14 protein-coding genes are annotated in these 16,604 nt (G+C 68.3%); 6 read left to right on the forward strand and 8 right to left on the reverse strand.

The window, feature by feature from the left end; all coding sequences use genetic code 11:
* Window positions 1–53: 53 nt before the first annotated feature.
* Both ACWD4O_RS11670 and xylA read right to left on the reverse strand, forming a co-directional pair.
* Window positions 54–323 carry a hypothetical protein gene (locus ACWD4O_RS11670; protein ID WP_451279590.1) on the reverse strand — a complete coding sequence of 90 codons (270 nt, stop codon included), beginning with the start codon at window positions 321–323 and terminating at the stop codon, window positions 54–56.
* Window positions 324–687: 364 nt separating this feature from the next.
* Complete coding sequence (xylA, locus tag ACWD4O_RS11675; RefSeq protein ID WP_451279591.1) at window positions 688–1,854, reverse strand: xylose isomerase; 1,167 nt, start codon at window positions 1,852–1,854, stop codon at window positions 688–690.
* Between the two features lie 141 nt (window positions 1,855–1,995).
* Between xylA and xylB the strand changes: the two genes are divergently transcribed.
* From xylB to exaC, 5 genes are all read left to right on the forward strand, one after another.
* Window positions 1,996–3,441, forward strand: a complete 1,446-nt coding sequence (xylB, locus tag ACWD4O_RS11680; protein WP_451279592.1) for a xylulokinase — start codon at window positions 1,996–1,998, stop codon at window positions 3,439–3,441.
* A gap of 22 nt (window positions 3,442–3,463) precedes the next feature.
* Window positions 3,464–4,702: an ROK family protein gene (locus ACWD4O_RS11685; protein WP_451279593.1), complete on the forward strand. Its 1,239-nt coding sequence runs from the start codon at window positions 3,464–3,466 to the stop codon at window positions 4,700–4,702.
* Window positions 4,703–5,041: 339 nt separating this feature from the next.
* Complete coding sequence (locus ACWD4O_RS11690; protein WP_451279594.1) at window positions 5,042–6,055, forward strand: acetamidase/formamidase family protein; 1,014 nt, start codon at window positions 5,042–5,044, stop codon at window positions 6,053–6,055.
* 200 nt (window positions 6,056–6,255) lie between these two features.
* The gene (locus tag ACWD4O_RS11695) at window positions 6,256–7,560 is read left to right on the forward strand and encodes a GAF domain-containing protein (RefSeq protein WP_451279595.1); all 1,305 of its coding nucleotides are present in this window, start codon (window positions 6,256–6,258) and stop codon (window positions 7,558–7,560) included.
* Between the two features lie 137 nt (window positions 7,561–7,697).
* On the forward strand, window positions 7,698–9,221 hold the full coding sequence (gene exaC / locus ACWD4O_RS11700) for an acetaldehyde dehydrogenase ExaC (protein ID WP_451279596.1): 1,524 nt from the start codon (window positions 7,698–7,700) through the stop codon (window positions 9,219–9,221).
* A gap of 160 nt (window positions 9,222–9,381) precedes the next feature.
* On the opposite strand, the gene ACWD4O_RS11705 is transcribed toward exaC, so the two are convergent.
* The 6 genes from ACWD4O_RS11705 to ACWD4O_RS11730 form a co-directional block, all read right to left on the reverse strand.
* Window positions 9,382–10,764, reverse strand: coding sequence for a tyrosine-type recombinase/integrase (locus ACWD4O_RS11705; RefSeq protein ID WP_351902870.1), 1,383 nt, complete (start codon window positions 10,762–10,764; stop codon window positions 9,382–9,384).
* Entirely contained in the window at window positions 10,755–10,952 is a 198-nt protein-coding gene (locus ACWD4O_RS11710; RefSeq protein ID WP_351903026.1) for a helix-turn-helix transcriptional regulator, read from the reverse strand. Before ACWD4O_RS11710 ends, ACWD4O_RS11705 begins: the two co-directional genes overlap by 10 nt.
* A 1,055-nt stretch (window positions 10,953–12,007) precedes the next feature.
* Window positions 12,008–12,901 carry a phosphotransferase family protein gene (locus ACWD4O_RS11715; protein WP_351902867.1) on the reverse strand — a complete coding sequence of 298 codons (894 nt, stop codon included), beginning with the start codon at window positions 12,899–12,901 and terminating at the stop codon, window positions 12,008–12,010.
* Window positions 12,898–14,298, reverse strand: a complete 1,401-nt coding sequence (locus ACWD4O_RS11720) for a helix-turn-helix domain-containing protein (protein WP_451279597.1) — start codon at window positions 14,296–14,298, stop codon at window positions 12,898–12,900. Before ACWD4O_RS11720 ends, ACWD4O_RS11715 begins: the two co-directional genes overlap by 4 nt.
* A gap of 265 nt (window positions 14,299–14,563) precedes the next feature.
* Window positions 14,564–14,767, reverse strand: a complete 204-nt coding sequence (locus ACWD4O_RS11725) for a DUF397 domain-containing protein (RefSeq protein ID WP_351902861.1) — start codon at window positions 14,765–14,767, stop codon at window positions 14,564–14,566.
* Window positions 14,768–14,779: 12 nt separating this feature from the next.
* Window positions 14,780–15,697: a helix-turn-helix domain-containing protein gene (locus tag ACWD4O_RS11730; RefSeq protein WP_351902857.1), complete on the reverse strand. Its 918-nt coding sequence runs from the start codon at window positions 15,695–15,697 to the stop codon at window positions 14,780–14,782.
* A 381-nt stretch (window positions 15,698–16,078) separates the two neighbouring features.
* Here ACWD4O_RS11730 and ACWD4O_RS11735 point away from each other — a divergent pair, with 381 nt between their 5' ends.
* Window positions 16,079–16,477: an ATP-binding protein gene (locus ACWD4O_RS11735; protein WP_451279598.1), complete on the forward strand. Its 399-nt coding sequence runs from the start codon at window positions 16,079–16,081 to the stop codon at window positions 16,475–16,477.
* Window positions 16,478–16,604 lie beyond the last annotated feature (127 nt).

Genomic DNA, 16,604 nt, shown 5'->3' on the forward strand with positions numbered 1-16,604 from the left:
GGCGCCTCGGCACGCGCGCGTGACCCCGTGTGGGGCACGCGCGCGTGTGCAGGCTAGGGCAGCAGCTCGCTCAGGGACGGCAGCAGCGACTCGAGCTCGCTCGGGATCTCGGTCGGCAGTTCGCTGGGCAGTTCGGTGGGGAACTGCGACGGCAGCTCGGTCGGCAAACCGCTGGGCAGTTCGACCGGAAGGCTGAAGGACGGGGCGGGAGTGGAGCCCTTGCTGCTGCCGCCGGTCGGCCCGTCGTCCGGCGAGTCGTCGCCTCCCGAGGACATCAGCACGACGACGAGGACGGCCCCGGCGACGGCCAGCAGGGCGAGCACGACGAAGAGGGGGTTCCGGCGCCGTCCGGAGCCGCCCGGCGGCCGAGAAGGCGGCGGAGGCGACCAGTCGCCCCCTCCTCCCGTCCCGTCGTCTTGTCCGAAGCCAGAGTGAGGCGGTCCGAATCCGCCGGGCGGCGGGGTGTCACCCGGCGGTCCGGGCGGCTGGGGCGGTACGGGCGGCATGGCCATACGGTCCAGCGTCGCGGTGGAGCGCTCACAGCGCGACCCCCGCACGGAAGTTGATACCGACCCATGGCATGGACGGCATGGTTCCGGCGCACTCCGTACGAAGATCGCTCGAACAGAAGTCGTTCTGTGGCACGCGTGTGTGCACGCTCATCGGTGCACACACGCGTGCGCGGGTTCAGCCCCGGGCGGCCAGAAGGTGGTCCATGGCGAGCTGGTCGAGGCGCTCGAACGCCATGCCCCGGGCGGCGGCCGCCTCCGCGTCGAAGTCCTCGAAGGCGCCGCGGTCGGCGAGCAGGCCCTGCAGGCCGTCGGCGGCGGTGGCCTGGGCGAGCTCGTCCAGGCGGGAGGCGCGCAGGGCCTCCTGGACCTCCGGGTCGCTGCGGAACGCGGCGGCGCGCTCCTTGAGGATCAGGTAGTTGCGCATGCAGCCCGCGGCGGACGCCCACACGCCGTCGAGGTCCTCGGTGCGCGGCGGCTTGAAGTCGAAGTGCTTCGGGCCCGCGTAACCGGCGCTCTCCAGCAGGTCGACCAGCCAGAACGCGGAACGGAGGTCGCCGGCTCCGAAGCGCAGGTCCTGGTCGTACTTGATGCCGGACTGGCCGTTGAGGTCGATGTGGAAGAGCTTGCCCGCCCACAGCGCCTGCGCGATGCCGTGCGGGAAGTTCAGCCCGGCCATCTGCTCGTGGCCGACCTCGGGGTTGACGCCGTACATCTCCGGGCGCTCCAGGCGCTCGATGAAGGCCAGGGCGTGGCCGACGGTGGGCAGCAGGATGTCGCCGCGCGGCTCGTTCGGCTTGGGCTCGATCGCGAACTTCAGGTCGTAGCCCTGGGAGGTCACGTACTCGCCGAGGAGGTCGAAGGCCTCCTTCATGCGGTCGAGAGCCACGCGCACGTCCTTGGCGGCACCCGACTCCGCGCCCTCACGGCCGCCCCAGGCGACGTAGATCTTCGCGCCGAGCTCGACGGCCAGATCGATGTTGCGGATCGTCTTGCGCAGGGCGTAACGGCGCACGTCGCGGTCGTTCGCGGTGAACGCGCCGTCCTTGAAGACGGGGTGCGTGAAGAGGTTGGTGGTGGCCATCGGCACGGTCATACCGGTGGTGTCCAGGGCCTGGCGGAAGCGCTTGACGTGCTCCTCGCGCTCGCTGTCGGAGGACCCGAAGGGGATCAGGTCGTCGTCGTGGAAGGTCACGCCGTAGGCGCCCAGCTCGGCCAGGCGCTGCACCGTCTCGACCGGGTCCAGGGCACGCCGGGTGGCGTCGCCGAACGGGTCTCGTCCCTGCCAGCCGACGGTCCACAGGCCGAAGGTGAACCTGTCATCGGGGGTGGGCTGGTAGCTCATGCCGCGGCTCCTTGCTTGAAGTCTGTCTTGCTGACTTGTCCTGCTGACTATTTCGTCATGGCCGTTTACAAATTAGTATGCGGAAGCATCTCTGGGAAGACAGATCCCGCAGAGCCGCGGAAAAACTTGAGGGAGAGCCCGATGTCAGCAGCCGAGGGTCCGCTCGTCGTCGGCGTGGACACGTCCACCCAGTCCACCAAGGTCCTCGTCGTCGACGCGGCCACCGGCGAGGTCGTCGCGAGCGGTCAGGCACCGCACACCGTGTCCTCCGGGGCCGGCCGCGAGAGCGACCCGCGCCAGTGGTGGGACGCGCTGCGCGAGGCGCTGCACCAGTGCGGTGACGCGGCGCGCGAGGCCGCCGCGGTGTCGATCGGCGGGCAGCAGCACGGGCTCGTCACGCTGGACGAGCGCGGCGAGCCGGTACGTCCGGCGCTGCTGTGGAACGACGTGCGCTCGGCCCCGCAGGCCCGTCGGCTGACCGAGGAGCTCGGCGGCGCGAAGTTCTGGGCGGAGCGCACCGGGTCCGTTCCGGCGGCGTCCTTCACGGTCACGAAGTGGGCCTGGCTGGCGGAGAACGAGCCGGAGGCCCTGCGCGCGACCAAGGCCGTGCGCCTCCCCCACGACTACCTCACCGAGCGCCTCACCGGCGAGGGCACCACCGACCGCGGCGATGTCTCCGGCACCGGCTGGTGGGCGTCCGGGACCGAGTCGTACGACCAGGAGATCCTCGCCCATGTAGGGCTCGACCCCGCGCTGCTCCCGCGCGTGGTACGGCCCGGCGAGGTGGCGGGCACCGTGCGCGACAGCCACGACCTGCCCTTCGCCAAGGGGACGCTGGTCGCCCCGGGCACCGGTGACAACGCCGCGGCGGCGCTCGGCCTCGGGCTGCGCCCCGGCACGCCCGTGCTGAGCCTCGGCACCTCGGGCACGGTGTACGCGGTGGCGAAGCACCGGCCCACCGACCCCACCGGCACCGTGGCCGGCTTCGCCGACGCGCACGGCGACTGGCTGCCCCTGGCCTGCACCCTGAACTGCACGCTCGCCGTCGACCGCGTCGCCGCCCTGCTCGGCCTGGACCGCGAGGCGGTGGAACCCACCGCGCACCTCACGCTGCTGCCCTACCTGGACGGCGAGCGCACCCCGAACCTGCCGAACGCCTCCGGCCTGCTGCACGGCCTGCGCCACGACACGACCGCCGGTCAGCTGCTGCAGGCCGCCTACGACGGCGCCGTGCACTCCCTGCTGGGCGCGCTCGACCTGGTCCTCGACGAGGACGCGGACCGCTCGGCCCCGCTCCTGCTGATCGGCGGAGGCGCCCGCGGCACGGCCTGGCAGCAGACCGTGCGCCGACTGTCCGGGCGGCCGGTACAGGTGCCCGAGGCCAAGGAGCTCGTCGCGCTGGGCGCCGCAGCGCAGGCGGCGGGCCTGCTGACCGGCGAGGACCCGGCCGCCGTCGCCCGCCGCTGGAACACCGCGCGGGGCCCGGTGCTCGACGCCGTCGAACGGGACGACACGACCCTGGCCAGGATCGCCGGGGTACTCTCCGACGCGGCCCCGCTGCTGGAACGGAGCACGGACGCCCACTGAGCATCGACGAATCGACGGAGGCATGACCGCACCGCTGCACGAAGCCCGGCCGGCCGGCCCGGGGCGCGCACTGCCCGACACCCAGCAGGGCATGCGCCGCCGCAACCTGGCCCGGGTGATGCACGCCGTCAGCGCCGAGGGCCAGCTCTCGCGGGCGGCGGTCGCCTCACGCATCGGCCTGACCCGCGCGGCGGTCTCGACCCTCGTCGACGAACTCATACGCACCGGACTGCTCGAGGAGCTGGGCCCCGAGCGACCCGGCCGGGTCGGGCGGCCCGGTTCGGCGCTGGCGGTCAGCGGGCGCGGCCCGTCGGGCATAGGCGCCGAGATCGGCGTCGACCACCTTGCCGTCTGCGCCGTCGACCTGCGCGGCGAGGTACGCGCGCGTGCCGTGCGGCACGGCACGAACCGCGGCCGCTCCCCCGAGCCGGTGGTCGGGGAGCTGACCGCGCTCGTACGCCGGATCGTCGCCGAGGCGGAGCGCGAAGGGCTGTGGCCGGCCGGGCTCGCCGTGGCCGTCCCCGGCCTGGTCGCCCGGGACGGCCGTACGGTCGTCCGCGCGCCGAACCTCGACTGGCAGGACGTCGACCTCGGCACGCTGTTGCCCGACGAGTTCCCGCTGACCGTGGACAACGAGGCCAATTTCGGCGGACTGGCCGAACTCTGGCTCGGCGCGGACACCCCGGGGAACTTCCTCCATGTGTCGGCGGAGATCGGCATCGGCGCGGCCCTGGTCATGGACGGCAACCTGCTGCGCGGCACCCGCGGCTTCGCCGGCGAGCTGGGCCATGTGCCGGTCCACCCGGACGGGCCGGAGTGCGTGTGCGGCGGACGGGGTTGTCTGGAGCAGTACGCCGGCGAGGAGGCGGTGCTGCGGGCAGCCGGGCTGGAACCGGGCGAGGACCGCGTCGGACTCCTGGCGGGACGCGCGGCGGACGGCGATCCCGACGTGCGGCGCGCTCTGCACGAAGCGGGAACAGCCCTGGGGATCGCGCTGACCGGGGCGCTCAATCTGCTGGATCCGGAAGGTGTCGTGCTCGGCGGGGCGCTGGCCGCGCTCGCGCCGTGGCTGCTGCCGTCCCTCGAGACCGAACTCTCCCGGCGTACGGCGGGCCCCGCCTGCCCCGTGTCCGTCTCACGGCTCGGCCCCGAGGGACCGTTGCTGGGGGCCGCGCACTCGGTGGTGCGGGCCGTGCTGGACGATCCGGCGGCGGTGGGTGCGGCGGGGGCGTTGGGCGTGGCGGGGGCGGAACGGGCCTGAGCGGCTCGGACCGTGCAGGGGTCGCGCTCCCGGCCGATGTCCGCTGAGGCGCCAGCACTGGCAGTTCAGAACGCGCACTGGGACTTGCACTGGGACTCGCGCTGGCACTGCCACTGATACTGATACTGCCAATGCCAATGCCAATGCCACCGGCACCGGCACCGGCACCGGCGGAACTCCCCGTTCGGGTGAGCGAGTTGTCCACAAGCGCATGCTCGTCCACCGATCTCAAGCGTTCCCATTGCCCGTCCGGCAGGCACCGTAACGTGATCCGTGCGAGCGCTCGTGCACGTCCTCCAACGCATCCGCCGGCCTTCCACAGAACGGAGCCCTACAGCGATGAGCGACCCTCGAATCCTGACTGTGCGTCCGAAGCAGGGTGAGTACGCCTGGACGTTCGGCGGTGCGCCGCCTGTGGCCCGCATCGCCCCGGGCACCGTCCTGGACCTGTACACGGAGGACTGCTTCGCCGGGCGGGTGCGGTCCGAGAAGGACCTGGTGTCCGAGGTGTGCGAGTTCCCCTTCCTCAACCCGCAGACAGGTCCCTTCCACATCGAGGGAGCCGAACCGGGCGACACGGTCGCCGTGCACTTCGTGTCGATCGAACCGGCCCGCGACTGGGCCGCCTCGACCACGGTCCCCCTCTTCGGCGCACTGACCTCCACGCACACCACGGCCACACTGCAGCCCCCGCTCCCGGAGCGGGTGTGGATCTGGCCGCTGGACCGCACCCGGCGTACGGCGCTGTTCCGGGCGCAGGACAGCGAGTTCGAGAGAGAACTGCCCCTCGACCCGATGCACGGCACGGTGGGAGTGGCGCCGGCCAACCTGGAGGTGCGCTCGGCGCTGGTGCCCGACGCGCACGGCGGGAACATGGACACGCCCGAGATGCGGGCCGGGGTGACCTGCTACCTGGGGGTGAACGTCGAGGGGGCGCTGCTGAGCCTGGGCGACGGGCATGCTCGGCAGGGGGAGGGCGAGACCTGTGGGGTCGCCGTGGAGTGCGCCATGAACACGGTGGTGATCGTCGAACTGCTCAAGGGACTGGCCACGCCCTGGCCGCGCATCGAGTCGGACACGCACATCGTCTCGACCGGTTCGGCCCGGCCCCTCGAGGACGCGTTCCGCATATCCCAGCTCGACCTGGTCCAGTGGCTGGTGCGGGACTACGGGTTCGGCGAGTTGGACGCGTACCAGTTCGCGACCCAGACCGTGGAGTCACCGTTGGCCAACGTGTGCGACACGAACTACACGTGCGTGGCGAAACTCCGCAAGGAATGGCTGCCCGCCCGCGAGACCCACCGGGGCGTGCACGCGCGGTTGCGCGAGACGGCGGCGGCGTTGCGCGGCTGAGTCGACCGGCACCGGCACCGGCACCGAAACCGGCACCTGAGGCTCGTCGACTCCGTTCGACCCGAACCGGATCGAAACCGGATGCTCGTCTTTCGGGTGACCATCGTCCAAACGGTTGTCGGCCCGCGCACCCGGAGTGACGATGTCCCCAGCCGCACCCCAAGCCGTACCCCAGCCGTTTCGCCTTCCGGGAGGACGAGTTGACCGATCCCTGGGTGGCCCTGGAACCGGGGGCCGACCCCGCCGAGCGTGTACGGATCCTACGACGGGCGCACCAGACGTTCACCGAGGCGGGCACCGTGCCGCGGCCGGTGCGTGCCGTCGTGGCCGACTCCTGGCGGCGTTCCGCGCGGGCCGGCGTCGGCCCCGACGGCACCGCGAACGTGGAGCTGACCGACGGCGAGCTCGGCGCCTACCGGTCCGAGCATCCGCTGGCGCGGGTGATGCCCCTGTTCCGTGAGCTGATGGGCACGTTCGCCGCGGACGGCGAGCATCTACTGGCCGTGTGCGACGCGCGCGGCAGGCTCCTGTGGGTCGAGGGTCACGCGGCGACGCGCCGGCAGGCGGGGCGGATGAACTTCGTGCCGGGTGCGCGGTGGGCGGAGAACGCGGTGGGGACGAACGCGCCGGGCACGGCGGTCGCCCTGGACCGGCCGGTGCAGGTGTTCGCGGCCGAGCACTTCATCCGGCGGGTTCAGCCATGGACGTGCGCGGCCGCCCCGGTGCACGATCCGCGCACCGGGCGCGTGCTGGGCGCCGTGGACATCACGGGCGGGAACGGGCTGGCGCATCCGCACAGCCTGGGGTTCGTGCAGGCGGTCGCGCGGGCCGCGGAGGCACATCTGGCCCTGCTCGCCCCGGAGCGGGCCGCCGCCGAGACACCGCGGCTGACCGTGCTCGGCCGGGACGAGGCGTGTCTGGTCACCGGCGGTCGGCGGATCAGGCTGAGCCGTCGGCACAGCGAGATACTCGTGCTGCTGGCCCGTCACCCCGAAGGTCTGACGGGTGAAGAGCTGCTGTGCGCGCTGTACGAGGACGAGTCGGTGCCCCCGGTGACGCTGCGGGCCGAACTCGCGCGGCTGCGCGGGGTGCTCGGCCCGGGACTGCTGGCTTCGCGTCCCTACCGGCTCACCGTGGGATTCGAGTCGGACGTGGCCGTCGTCGAACGACGGCTGGCAGCCGGCGCGGTGACGGCGGCCGTGAGCGCGTACACCGGGCCGCCGCTGCCGACGTCGCAGGCACCGGCGGTGGTGCGGCTCAGAAGCCGTCTCGCCGACGGCCTGCGCGCCGCGCTGATCGCCTGCGGCGACCCCGATCTGCTGGCGGACTGGGCCCACTCGGCATGGGGCGAGGACGACGTCGACGTGTGGCGGGCGCTGGCGGCTGCTCGCCCGACGGCTGCGACACGGGCGCGGCTCACATCGTTGGAGTCGGAGCTGGCGGCACCGGCCGGATGGCCTCACCCACGCCCACACTCGCATCCGCACCCGCACCCGCACCTGTAGGCGTGGGCGTGGGTATGAGCGACCCGTCCACCGACGGGTCCGACCAGCGCTGCAACGTACCTGCAACGTCCGCTTCCCTAGCCTCCCGCGGAGAGCTGCCCAACGGCGGGCAGCGCTGCTGAGGGAGGCAGAGCAGGATGACCCGTTACACGGCGCCCGGAACCGAGGGCGCGATCGTCTCCTACCAGACGCGCTACGACCACTTCATCGGCGGCGAGTACGTGCCTCCGGCTCGCGGGCAGTACTTCGAGAACCCGTCTCCGGTGAACGGGGAGACGTTCACCGAGGTGGCGCGCGGCACGGCGGAGGACGTGGAGCGGGCGCTCGACGCGGCGCACGCGGCCGCGCCGAGCTGGGGCCGCACCTCGGCGACCGAACGCTCCGACATCCTGCTGAAGATCGCCGACCGGATGGAGGCGTACCTGGAGCCCCTGGCGGTCGCGGAGAGCTGGGAGAACGGCAAACCGGTGCGGGAGACGCTGGCCGCGGACATCCCGCTGGCCATCGACCACTTCCGCTACTTCGCCGGCGCGGTCCGCGCCCAGGAGGGCGCACTCAGCGAGGTCGACGACGACACCGTCGCCTACCACTTCCACGAGCCGCTGGGCGTCGTCGCGCAGATCATCCCGTGGAACTTCCCGATCCTGATGGCCACGTGGAAGCTCGCGCCGGCCCTGGCGGCGGGCAACGCGGTGGTCATCAAGCCCGCCGAGCAGACCCCGGTCTCGCTGCACTACTGGATGAGCCTGGTCGCGGACCTGCTGCCGCCGGGCGTGGTGAACATCGTCAACGGCTTCGGCGAGGAGGCGGGCAAGCCGCTCGCGTCCAGTGCGCGGGTGGCGAAGGTGGCGTTCACGGGCGAGACGTCCACAGGCCGGCTGATCATGCAGTACGCGGCCGAGAACCTGAAGCCCGTCACGCTGGAACTGGGCGGCAAGTCGCCGAACATCTTCTTCGACGACGTGTGGGACAAGGACGACGACCTGCGCGACAAGGCCCTCGAGGGCTTCACCATGTTCGCGCTGAACCAGGGCGAGGTGTGCACCTGCCCGTCGCGCGGTCTGATCCAGCGCGGCAACTACGGGGACTTCCTCCAGGCGGCCGTCGCACGCACCGAGCTCATCAAGCCCGGCCACCCCCTCGACACGGACACGATGATCGGCGCGCAGGCGTCCGGCGAGCAGCTCACGAAGATCCTCTCCTACATCGACATCGGCCGGAACGAAGGCGCCAGGATCCTCACCGGCGGCGAACGCGCCGAGTACGACGGCGAGTTGAAGGGCGGGTACTACGTCCAGCCGACGATCTTCGAGGGCGACAACCGTATGCGGATCTTCCAGGAGGAGATCTTCGGTCCGGTCGTCTCGGTGGCCTCGTTCGACGACTTCGACGACGCCATCAAGATCGCCAACGACACGGCGTACGGCCTCGGGGCCGGGGTGTGGACGCGGGACATCAACACGGCGTACCGCGCGGGCCGGGCGATCCAGGCGGGCCGCGTGTGGACGAACTGCTACCACGCGTACCCGGCGCACGCCGCCTTCGGCGGCTACAAGCAGTCCGGGATCGGCCGCGAGACGCACAAGATGATGCTGGAGCACTACCAGCAGACGAAGAACCTCCTGGTGTCGTACTCGCCGAAGAAGCTTGGCTTCTTCTAAGGCATGAGAAAAGGGCGTCTGAGCTGGGAAAACTCCCACTCGGACGCCCTTCGTGCCCACATTGAAGCGGCGAAGCGAAATGGCCTCTTGATCCCAGTTCGTCCCACCGCCATCCCAGTCCTGACCAGCTGGTCCGGAATATTTCCGGACCAGCCTGCCTCTAGCCCGGGGGCCCAGGCACCTCCCACTGGCTCATCGACTGCTCGATCAACTGGTTGGCGCGGTCGCGTGCTCCAGCCAGGAACTTCGCGTAGTAGCGGAAGAGCACCTGGATGCCCTGCCCCGCCCTGCGTGCGCATTCGGCGGGATCCACTCCGGAGGCCAGCCAGAACGAGATGCCGGCGTGGCGCAGGTCATAGGGCCGCTTCGCGAGGTCCAACGCGTGTTCGTTCACGGTGAAGACCGCTTCTCGGGCACGGTTCCACGTGATGTTGTAGGCGGAAGTGTCGATGTAGTTGCCCGCCGCGTTCTGAAAGATCCGACCGTCGGGCGCCACTCCGAAGCGGGCAATGTGATCGCGCAGCATCCGCACAAGCACAGGGGGGATGGGGACAGGGCGCGTGGCCTTGGCAGCTCGACGCTTCAGAGAGTGGATCTCGTGGACAGTGCCTTCGTCTGTCCATTCCTTTCCCGCCGTGACGACCCCGCCCTTGAGGTTGAGCAGCCCCCAGCCGGTCATAGGGAGGCGACACTGGGACTTCTTGAGGTGGATCACCTCCGACGGTCGCATGGCGGCGTAGTACATGCAGCCGAAGAATGCGTACAGGTGTGGTCCGCGCCCCGGCAATCGTTGGACGCCCTCAAGCAGCCGTGCCACCTGGGCAGGGTTGGGCACGCAGTCGGGATCGACGGCGTCGTCCACCTCAGGAGCCGTCCACCGCAGGCCGACGAGCGGGTTGTGGGTGAAATAGCCCTTCTCCACAGCGCCAACGAAGACCTCGTTGAGGGCGGCCTTCTTGCGCTTCACCGTCTTGGCCGCGGCGGCGGTCCCATCCAGTTTCCGGCACAGTGCGTCGAGCCCCCGACGCAGCACATCAGGGTCGCCAACTTCAGCCAGGGGCAGTGACTTACGCTCCAGCCAAGCCAGTGCGGTCCCCCACTCTTCGCACGGCTCGTGCACCCAGGCACTTTTGTTGAGCGCCCACGAGTACACCGCCCTGCGCAGGACACGGGGTTCGTGATAGACGGCCCCCTTGTCCACGAAGGCGACGGTGATCGTGGCCAGAGCCTCGGCAATAGTGCGGCGAGTGTTGCCGGGAGTACGTTCCCAGCGCGAGTCCATGTACTCCCGGGCCACGGCGTACCACGTGGTGCGCTGCCGCAACTCGCGCAGCTCGGATGCCGGCAGGCCCGTTTTGAGGTCGAATGGCTCGCCCTCACGCGCGGCAGTCATGAGCTTCGCTCTGCGGCTGTCCGCAAGGCCATAGGTCAGGAAGGACTCAGATTTTTCGCGTCCATTGACGGTCCAACGCACATCGAATGCCTTGGCTCGGCCGGACCGCTGGCGTATCTCCCAGAATCTGACCTTGTAGCTCAGTACCACTCAGGTGTATCCCTTTCGCACGCTTCCCACCACGCGTCCAAATCGGCGCGGCGACAGCGCAGTTCTCCATTCGGCAGCTTGGTCATCCGCGGTGCTTTGCCTCGAGCTCGAAGACGATAGAAGGCGGACGGGCTCATGCGGATCTCCGCTAGGACTTCGGTTAGCTTGAGTGCAGGTGGACGTGGCATGGGAGTCATCTCGCGCGAGTAGGGGGTGATTGACTGCTCGACGATGGACAGCGCTCCGCTCTCGCCCCGGGCCCACAGAGTGGAGAGCCCCGCCACACCGAGGTGATGTGACGTATCCGTGTCGTCGCGATCCGTGCAGCGGCGGCTGCAGATCGGCGAGCGCCCACCGGCGGGGCCGCCTCGTCCTTGCCTTCGATCTGCTTGGCGCATCACGACGTTCGCGTGGCTCCACCGCCAAGCACAGCCGCTGCGAACAACCCAATGGTCTTCACGATCGCCGGTTTGCATGACCGGCGATCGTGGTCTATGTTGCGCCCGCGTTCGCGAAGATTTAGCCTCGGCGTCTGTTACCGCCCATCGCTGGCAGACCCTTCGGTACACATTCCTCTCGACAGGTGAGCACTAACCAAAACTCGTAGATACAGGAAGCCCCGGAACTGAAGTTAATACCTCCTAAATGAACCGCATGTGAGCATTCCACTCGCCGAGACCACCCCAGACGGAACAACAGAAAGAGACCAGCCGAACAGGTCGAAAGGATTGTATCGACAGAAGGAACTCCTCATTGAATCACCACGTGGCCACTCATCGACCAAATAGCACCGGGTTGTTATACGTTGGCATAGCCCTGCATAGAGTTCCAGTCCTTCAAGACGCTTTCGCGTCTGCCGTGGGCGAACCTCGCCCACCGGATGATCGACACCTGGAGCTACGTACGAGTAAGTTTCTACCCAACCTGCGGAGTTGGGTTCGAAAAATGGTCGCAGAGCAAATAGCCTTGAGGGGTAATACAGCAACAAAGCCGTGACGGTGGGCCGCCGATTCACGTTTCCGTGGGCACCTGGCCCGTCATAACTCGCAAGCATCAGCCCCGAATACGCAACACCGGAACATGCGGGCCTACCAGTCCCGAGGCCGGTATACAGGCCCGGTGTGATGGTTCTGAAAGTGCCGGCGTAATCGCCGCCGGGCTGCGAGAACGGGCCGTCGGGCAATTGAGCGCTCGACCGGCCCACCGAACGCACTGGTACCCCTGCCCCTCCGCGCACCAGTCGCTACGCGACCGCTTCCCACTCCCAAGGGCGTGATCCACGACGCCCCCGGACACAGTCCACGCGGTAGCGTGCCTGGCTCAGCGCACGGGGGTTCTGGTCGGCAGTCTGCAGGGCGAAGGTGGTCAGTCTCAGCTCACGGATGCCACGCAGTATCGGATACCCCGGCCAACGCATCACGTCGTATCCGTACAGTTCGCAATACCTTCGATACTCCTCCTGCGACAGCTTGCCGAAGGTGTCGTATGCGACCGCGGTCGAAGTGAGGTCCCACTCAGGAGGGCCGACGGAGGTCCGCTCGAAATCCAAGAGCAGGGCAAGCCGGTTGGGCTTTTCGATCACGGCGCAATTGCCTGACCAGGCATCCCCATGGATCACGCACTCGGGACGACCTCCCGGAAGGTCCGCCCACTCCGCCTGCAGATCTGACAGGCGCCGGAGCAACCACTGTCGATCATCCTCTTCCACTGAAAGCGCAGATTGCAGGCGCTCAGCGATTCGGACGAAGGGATCCAGCCTGCCGATAGGGAACTCCGGCTTGGGCAGGTCATGCAACTGACGTAGGAGGGGGGCCAGATCGGCTTCCGAGCCGTGCCGATGAGGCGGAAGAAGCTCCCAGAAGGTCGCTGTCCGGCCACCTGCCTCGACGGGTTGGTTCATGGGCAGGGCCCGAACGGCCGGCACCTCGTTCTCGGCGAGCCAGCGCGCCACTGCCACCTCTCGGGCCGCAGCACTCTCTTGCCCAACTCGCGCGATTCGAACTACGACCCCGTCCGGCAGCCGCCACAAGTCGTTCTCGGCGAGGCGAATGGGCTCTGCTTGAGCCGCCGAGAGTCCCGCAGCAACGGCGATCTCCTTCAGTACAGCGAGCGACTCCTCAATCCGGGTGGTGGTCATGCGTCAACCGTAATGGCGATGCGTTCCCGCAGCGCAGCGACCTCCGGGTTCTGGGAGTAGCGTGCGGACGCCTTCGACAAAGCCCTGACGTCGTCGATGGCCCGTCTGGACCTCAGACGACCGACTTCGTCCAGGGCACGATGGGCGATCGAAACGGCTTGCTGGCGATCCCCCAAGGCCATGATCAGCGTTGCAAGTTTCGTACCGGAGATCGCGCGTGAGCGCACATATGCGTCTGTGTGCTCGTCGATCGCGGTCTGGAGCCGACGCACGGCCATCAGGGACGGCTGACCAGGCATGAGCGCGACGTCGAACGCCGCGTGCCCCGTGTCGCCGTGATGCTGGGCGTTGTCGTAGTAGGCCATCCATGACTCGTCCTCGTCGGCCCGCGCAAGGCTGAAAACCTCGTCGGAGAGGCCGATCGCCGCCAGCGCCTCCTGAGGCCGCTGCATTTTCGCGAGTGCCCGTGCTCTGGCGTTATGGAGCATCGCTTGCTCACGTGGGGTGAGCCGATCGGCGCGCACCAGACCGTTCTCGGCATAAGTCAGGCCGGCGTCTGGGTCTCCACACCAAATGGCCTGTCTGGCTAGCCAGTTCAGAGCGTTTGCCCGGAGATGCCAGTTGTCGGCCTGTTCCGCGCATCTCCGACCGAATGTCAGAAGGTGCGCCGCATCGTCATGGGCGTAGGCATCGAAGGCGCTGGAGCCCATGACGATGGCCAAGCGTCCCACCGCGGTGAAGAGGTCCGCCTCCAGTTCTGGGGCGTAAGCAGCATCGAGAAGTCCACTGGCCCACGCAAGCTGTCCCATCAGCGAACTGCGTACGAGGCCGCCGCCTCCGTACAGGTTGTCCCATCCCGCGAGTGTGGTCGCGGCGACTCGTACCTGCTCTACGTCCTCGGGCCGGACGACCTCGGGCAGCGATGGCTGGTTGAGGGGTGGAATGAGGTCGGCGAACGCACCAGGAGCAACAGTCACGAGGCCACCGATGGCCATGATCGCGCGACGCTTCACAGGTGACTGGCTCCGATCCCGAAGGGTGCGTGCAGCAGCCTTGAACGTGTCCGTTGACGGCTCAGCGAGGATGTCCTCTGCAAGCGGAGCGGACGGCTTGTCCGCATCATCGGGGCTCCTCTTGTCCGCATCCTCTTCTACGAGGCACCACAGCCTCCGCAAGGCTCCGCCAGCCTCCAAAGCGTCGTCGAACCGCCCCGCCAAAGCGGCATCGCACGGCCGCTCGTTCTTCTCGATGCGCTCGATCGTGGAGCCACTGACGTGCACTTTCAACCCCAGTGCCCTCGTGGACAAACCCCTGACATTGCGCCAGTTCCTGAGCTCCTTCCCCCACCAGTCTCGAACCGACCTGCTCTCGTCCAAGGGCCTCGGTTTCTGCGGCATGACTTCTCCCTTCGAAGCCCTGATGCGGACAACGTCGGCGACTCGCGGCTGTCCGCGTCACCGGTCGGGGGCGGGAATCTTCGTGGCCCAGCTACGGTGCTTCCCTTCCTCAATACCGTATAAAACGAGGTCAGTTCAGGTCCTCGATACAGATCAGGACACTCCACCCGTGGGGATTGCCCGTCCGCCAGGGGCCACTGCACACGTACTACGGCCCGGACCCCTTGCCTACGGGTTTCGGGCCGGCACGGCAGGTCAGGACAGGTCAGAGCTCTGCAAGATCGTCGAGCCGCAGCGCTGAAGTAAAGGTGACCCACGCGGCGCGCGGAAAGGTAAGGGTCGCCCGCTGCGGATTCTTCGAGTCACGGACAAGGACAGCGTGCGGCTGCGCCGCACACTCCACGCACTCATTCGTGGGCGAGCCGCTGTACGTGCTCTTGAACCATTCGGGCTGGGGCTGTTCGGCCACGACTTGTCCTCGCTACTTTCGGTTTCGCAGGTGCGTCTTGCCGGCTTCGGCGATCAGCTCCGCCGAAGAGTCCTTGTCCAGCGCCACTTGACGCAGGAAGGAGAAGCCTGCGGCGTACTCCTCCAGAGCGGGCGTCTCCTCCAGGAACAGCGAGCCAACCTGGTGCTCAAGGAAGACGACGTCCAAGGAGGGGTCAGGACCACCGAAACCACCGAAGACGATGAAGCTGTTGAGCGCCGCGCTGTACGCGCCGGCGCTGAAAGGCAGCACCTGAATGGTGACGTTCGGCTCCTGCCCACGTGCCAGCAAGTGATCCAGTTGACCAGACATGATCTCAGGGCCTCCCACCTGCCGGCGAAGCACCGCCTCGTCCAAGATCACGTGGTAGGAGGGAGGGGTAGGCCGATCGAGGATCCGCTGCCTCTGCATCCTCATCGCCAGATAGTCCTGGAGTTCCTCCGGCGGCAGGGCCTTCTCCGGCGTCGACTGGATCGCCTGCGCGTACTCCAGCGTCTGCAGGAGGCCTGGGACAACGCCCACCGTGTGGTGGCTGATGCGTGTCGCCTCGTTCTCAAGAGCGAGAAGCATCCGCATCGGGCCAGGCAGTTTCCCGGCGAAGGGTACCCACCAGGCCTCCGTGGCCCTGCTGTTCTTCGCCAGGTCCACCAGGGCGTCGCGCTCATCGTCTGTGGCCCCGTAGACCCTGCACAGCTGGTCGACCTGATTCCAGCGAACGTTGCCCTTGGCGCGCTCGTACCGGCTGACGGTGGCTTTGGAAACGCCTGCCCGCTCGCCGGCTTCCTCGGCCGACAAGCCGGCCACTTCCCTCAAAGCCAGCAAACGAAGCCCGAGTTGCCGACGACGTGTCGTCGGACCAGCCTCTTCGGCTAGCTCGTTCGTTGCGGCCGGCGTCGTCGGCCTTGTCGTCATGATGCTCCCTCGGACGAGTACTGCCAGTCTCCCTGCTGGCTTGTAGCCGCCACAAGGAAGTTACACGGCGGAACAAGCCTGGCGTCGCGGCCCCCTGCATATGCCCGCAACGCTCATGCGGACACTTTCGCTGCGAGCGTTACACGGCGAGAGACGCAGGGACATACTCCAACTCGATCGCAGCCGACGGCGGTTCAAGCGCAACTCCGATTCATCCGGAGCAGCGCGTCACACCCCACGACACAAGGACGCCCGCGATGGCCCGGACTCTGACCACCTCCCTTAGCAATCTCGTGCGGCAGCCCTTCCACGCTTCGCATGGTCGACGCGGAGCATCGCCGTCCGATCGCAGCGCAGACCAGGTGGCCCAGGGAGCGAGTCATGATCACCTCATCAGGAACGGGTGTCCGAGAGTTCCGGCAACACCTCAATGCCACTCCGGAAATCGTCGGCCCTGTTCGAAGGATCGTCGTAGAGCGCATGCAGTGTTGGGGCTGGGACGAGTTCATCAGCCCTGCGACCCTGTGTGTCACGGAGATGCTGACCAACGTTCATCGGCATGTCGAGTCAGACGTCTGTCTCCTTGTCTTGCGCTGCTCTCCGTCCCGCCTCCGAATCGTGGTACGGGATTGCAGCCCGCTGCTTCCCGTCGTTGGCGAGCCCGACGACCTCGCAGAGAGTGGTCGCGGACTCTTGCTCCTCTGCTCGCAAGCAGACGCGTGGGGTGCTGCGCCGCGCCATGACGGCAAGGACGTGTGGGTCGAGTTCCTCAGGACGTGACCGCGGCGGTCGATCCGCAACAGCAAGCGGTCGGGATACCGCCGCTTGGCCAGGCGAACGACCACCGCCTCCGCCTACTCGGACAGGCCCGCTCATGCAGCTGCTCGGCCTGCCCCTGACCCACTAC

It is taken from the genome of Streptomyces sp. NPDC002623, from assembly GCF_053592635.1.

Bases quoted from the DNA above. Each gene is read 5' to 3' on its own strand.
- xylA (WP_451279591.1), bottom strand. From the start codon at position 1,854: ATGAGCTACCAGCCCACCCCCGATGACAGGTTCACCTTCGGCCTGTGG.
- xylB (WP_451279592.1), top strand. From the start codon at position 1,996: ATGTCAGCAGCCGAGGGTCCGCTCGTCGTCGGCGTGGACACGTCCACC.
- ACWD4O_RS11685 (WP_451279593.1), top strand. From the start codon at position 3,464: ATGACCGCACCGCTGCACGAAGCCCGGCCGGCCGGCCCGGGGCGCGCA.
- ACWD4O_RS11690 (WP_451279594.1), top strand. From the start codon at position 5,042: ATGAGCGACCCTCGAATCCTGACTGTGCGTCCGAAGCAGGGTGAGTAC.
- exaC (WP_451279596.1), top strand. From the start codon at position 7,698: ATGACCCGTTACACGGCGCCCGGAACCGAGGGCGCGATCGTCTCCTAC.
- ACWD4O_RS11710 (WP_351903026.1), bottom strand. From the start codon at position 10,952: ATGCCACGTCCACCTGCACTCAAGCTAACCGAAGTCCTAGCGGAGATC.
- ACWD4O_RS11715 (WP_351902867.1), bottom strand. From the start codon at position 12,901: ATGACCACCACCCGGATTGAGGAGTCGCTCGCTGTACTGAAGGAGATC.
- ACWD4O_RS11720 (WP_451279597.1), bottom strand. From the start codon at position 14,298: ATGCCGCAGAAACCGAGGCCCTTGGACGAGAGCAGGTCGGTTCGAGAC.
- ACWD4O_RS11730 (WP_351902857.1), bottom strand. From the start codon at position 15,697: ATGACGACAAGGCCGACGACGCCGGCCGCAACGAACGAGCTAGCCGAA.
- ACWD4O_RS11735 (WP_451279598.1), top strand. From the start codon at position 16,079: ATGATCACCTCATCAGGAACGGGTGTCCGAGAGTTCCGGCAACACCTC.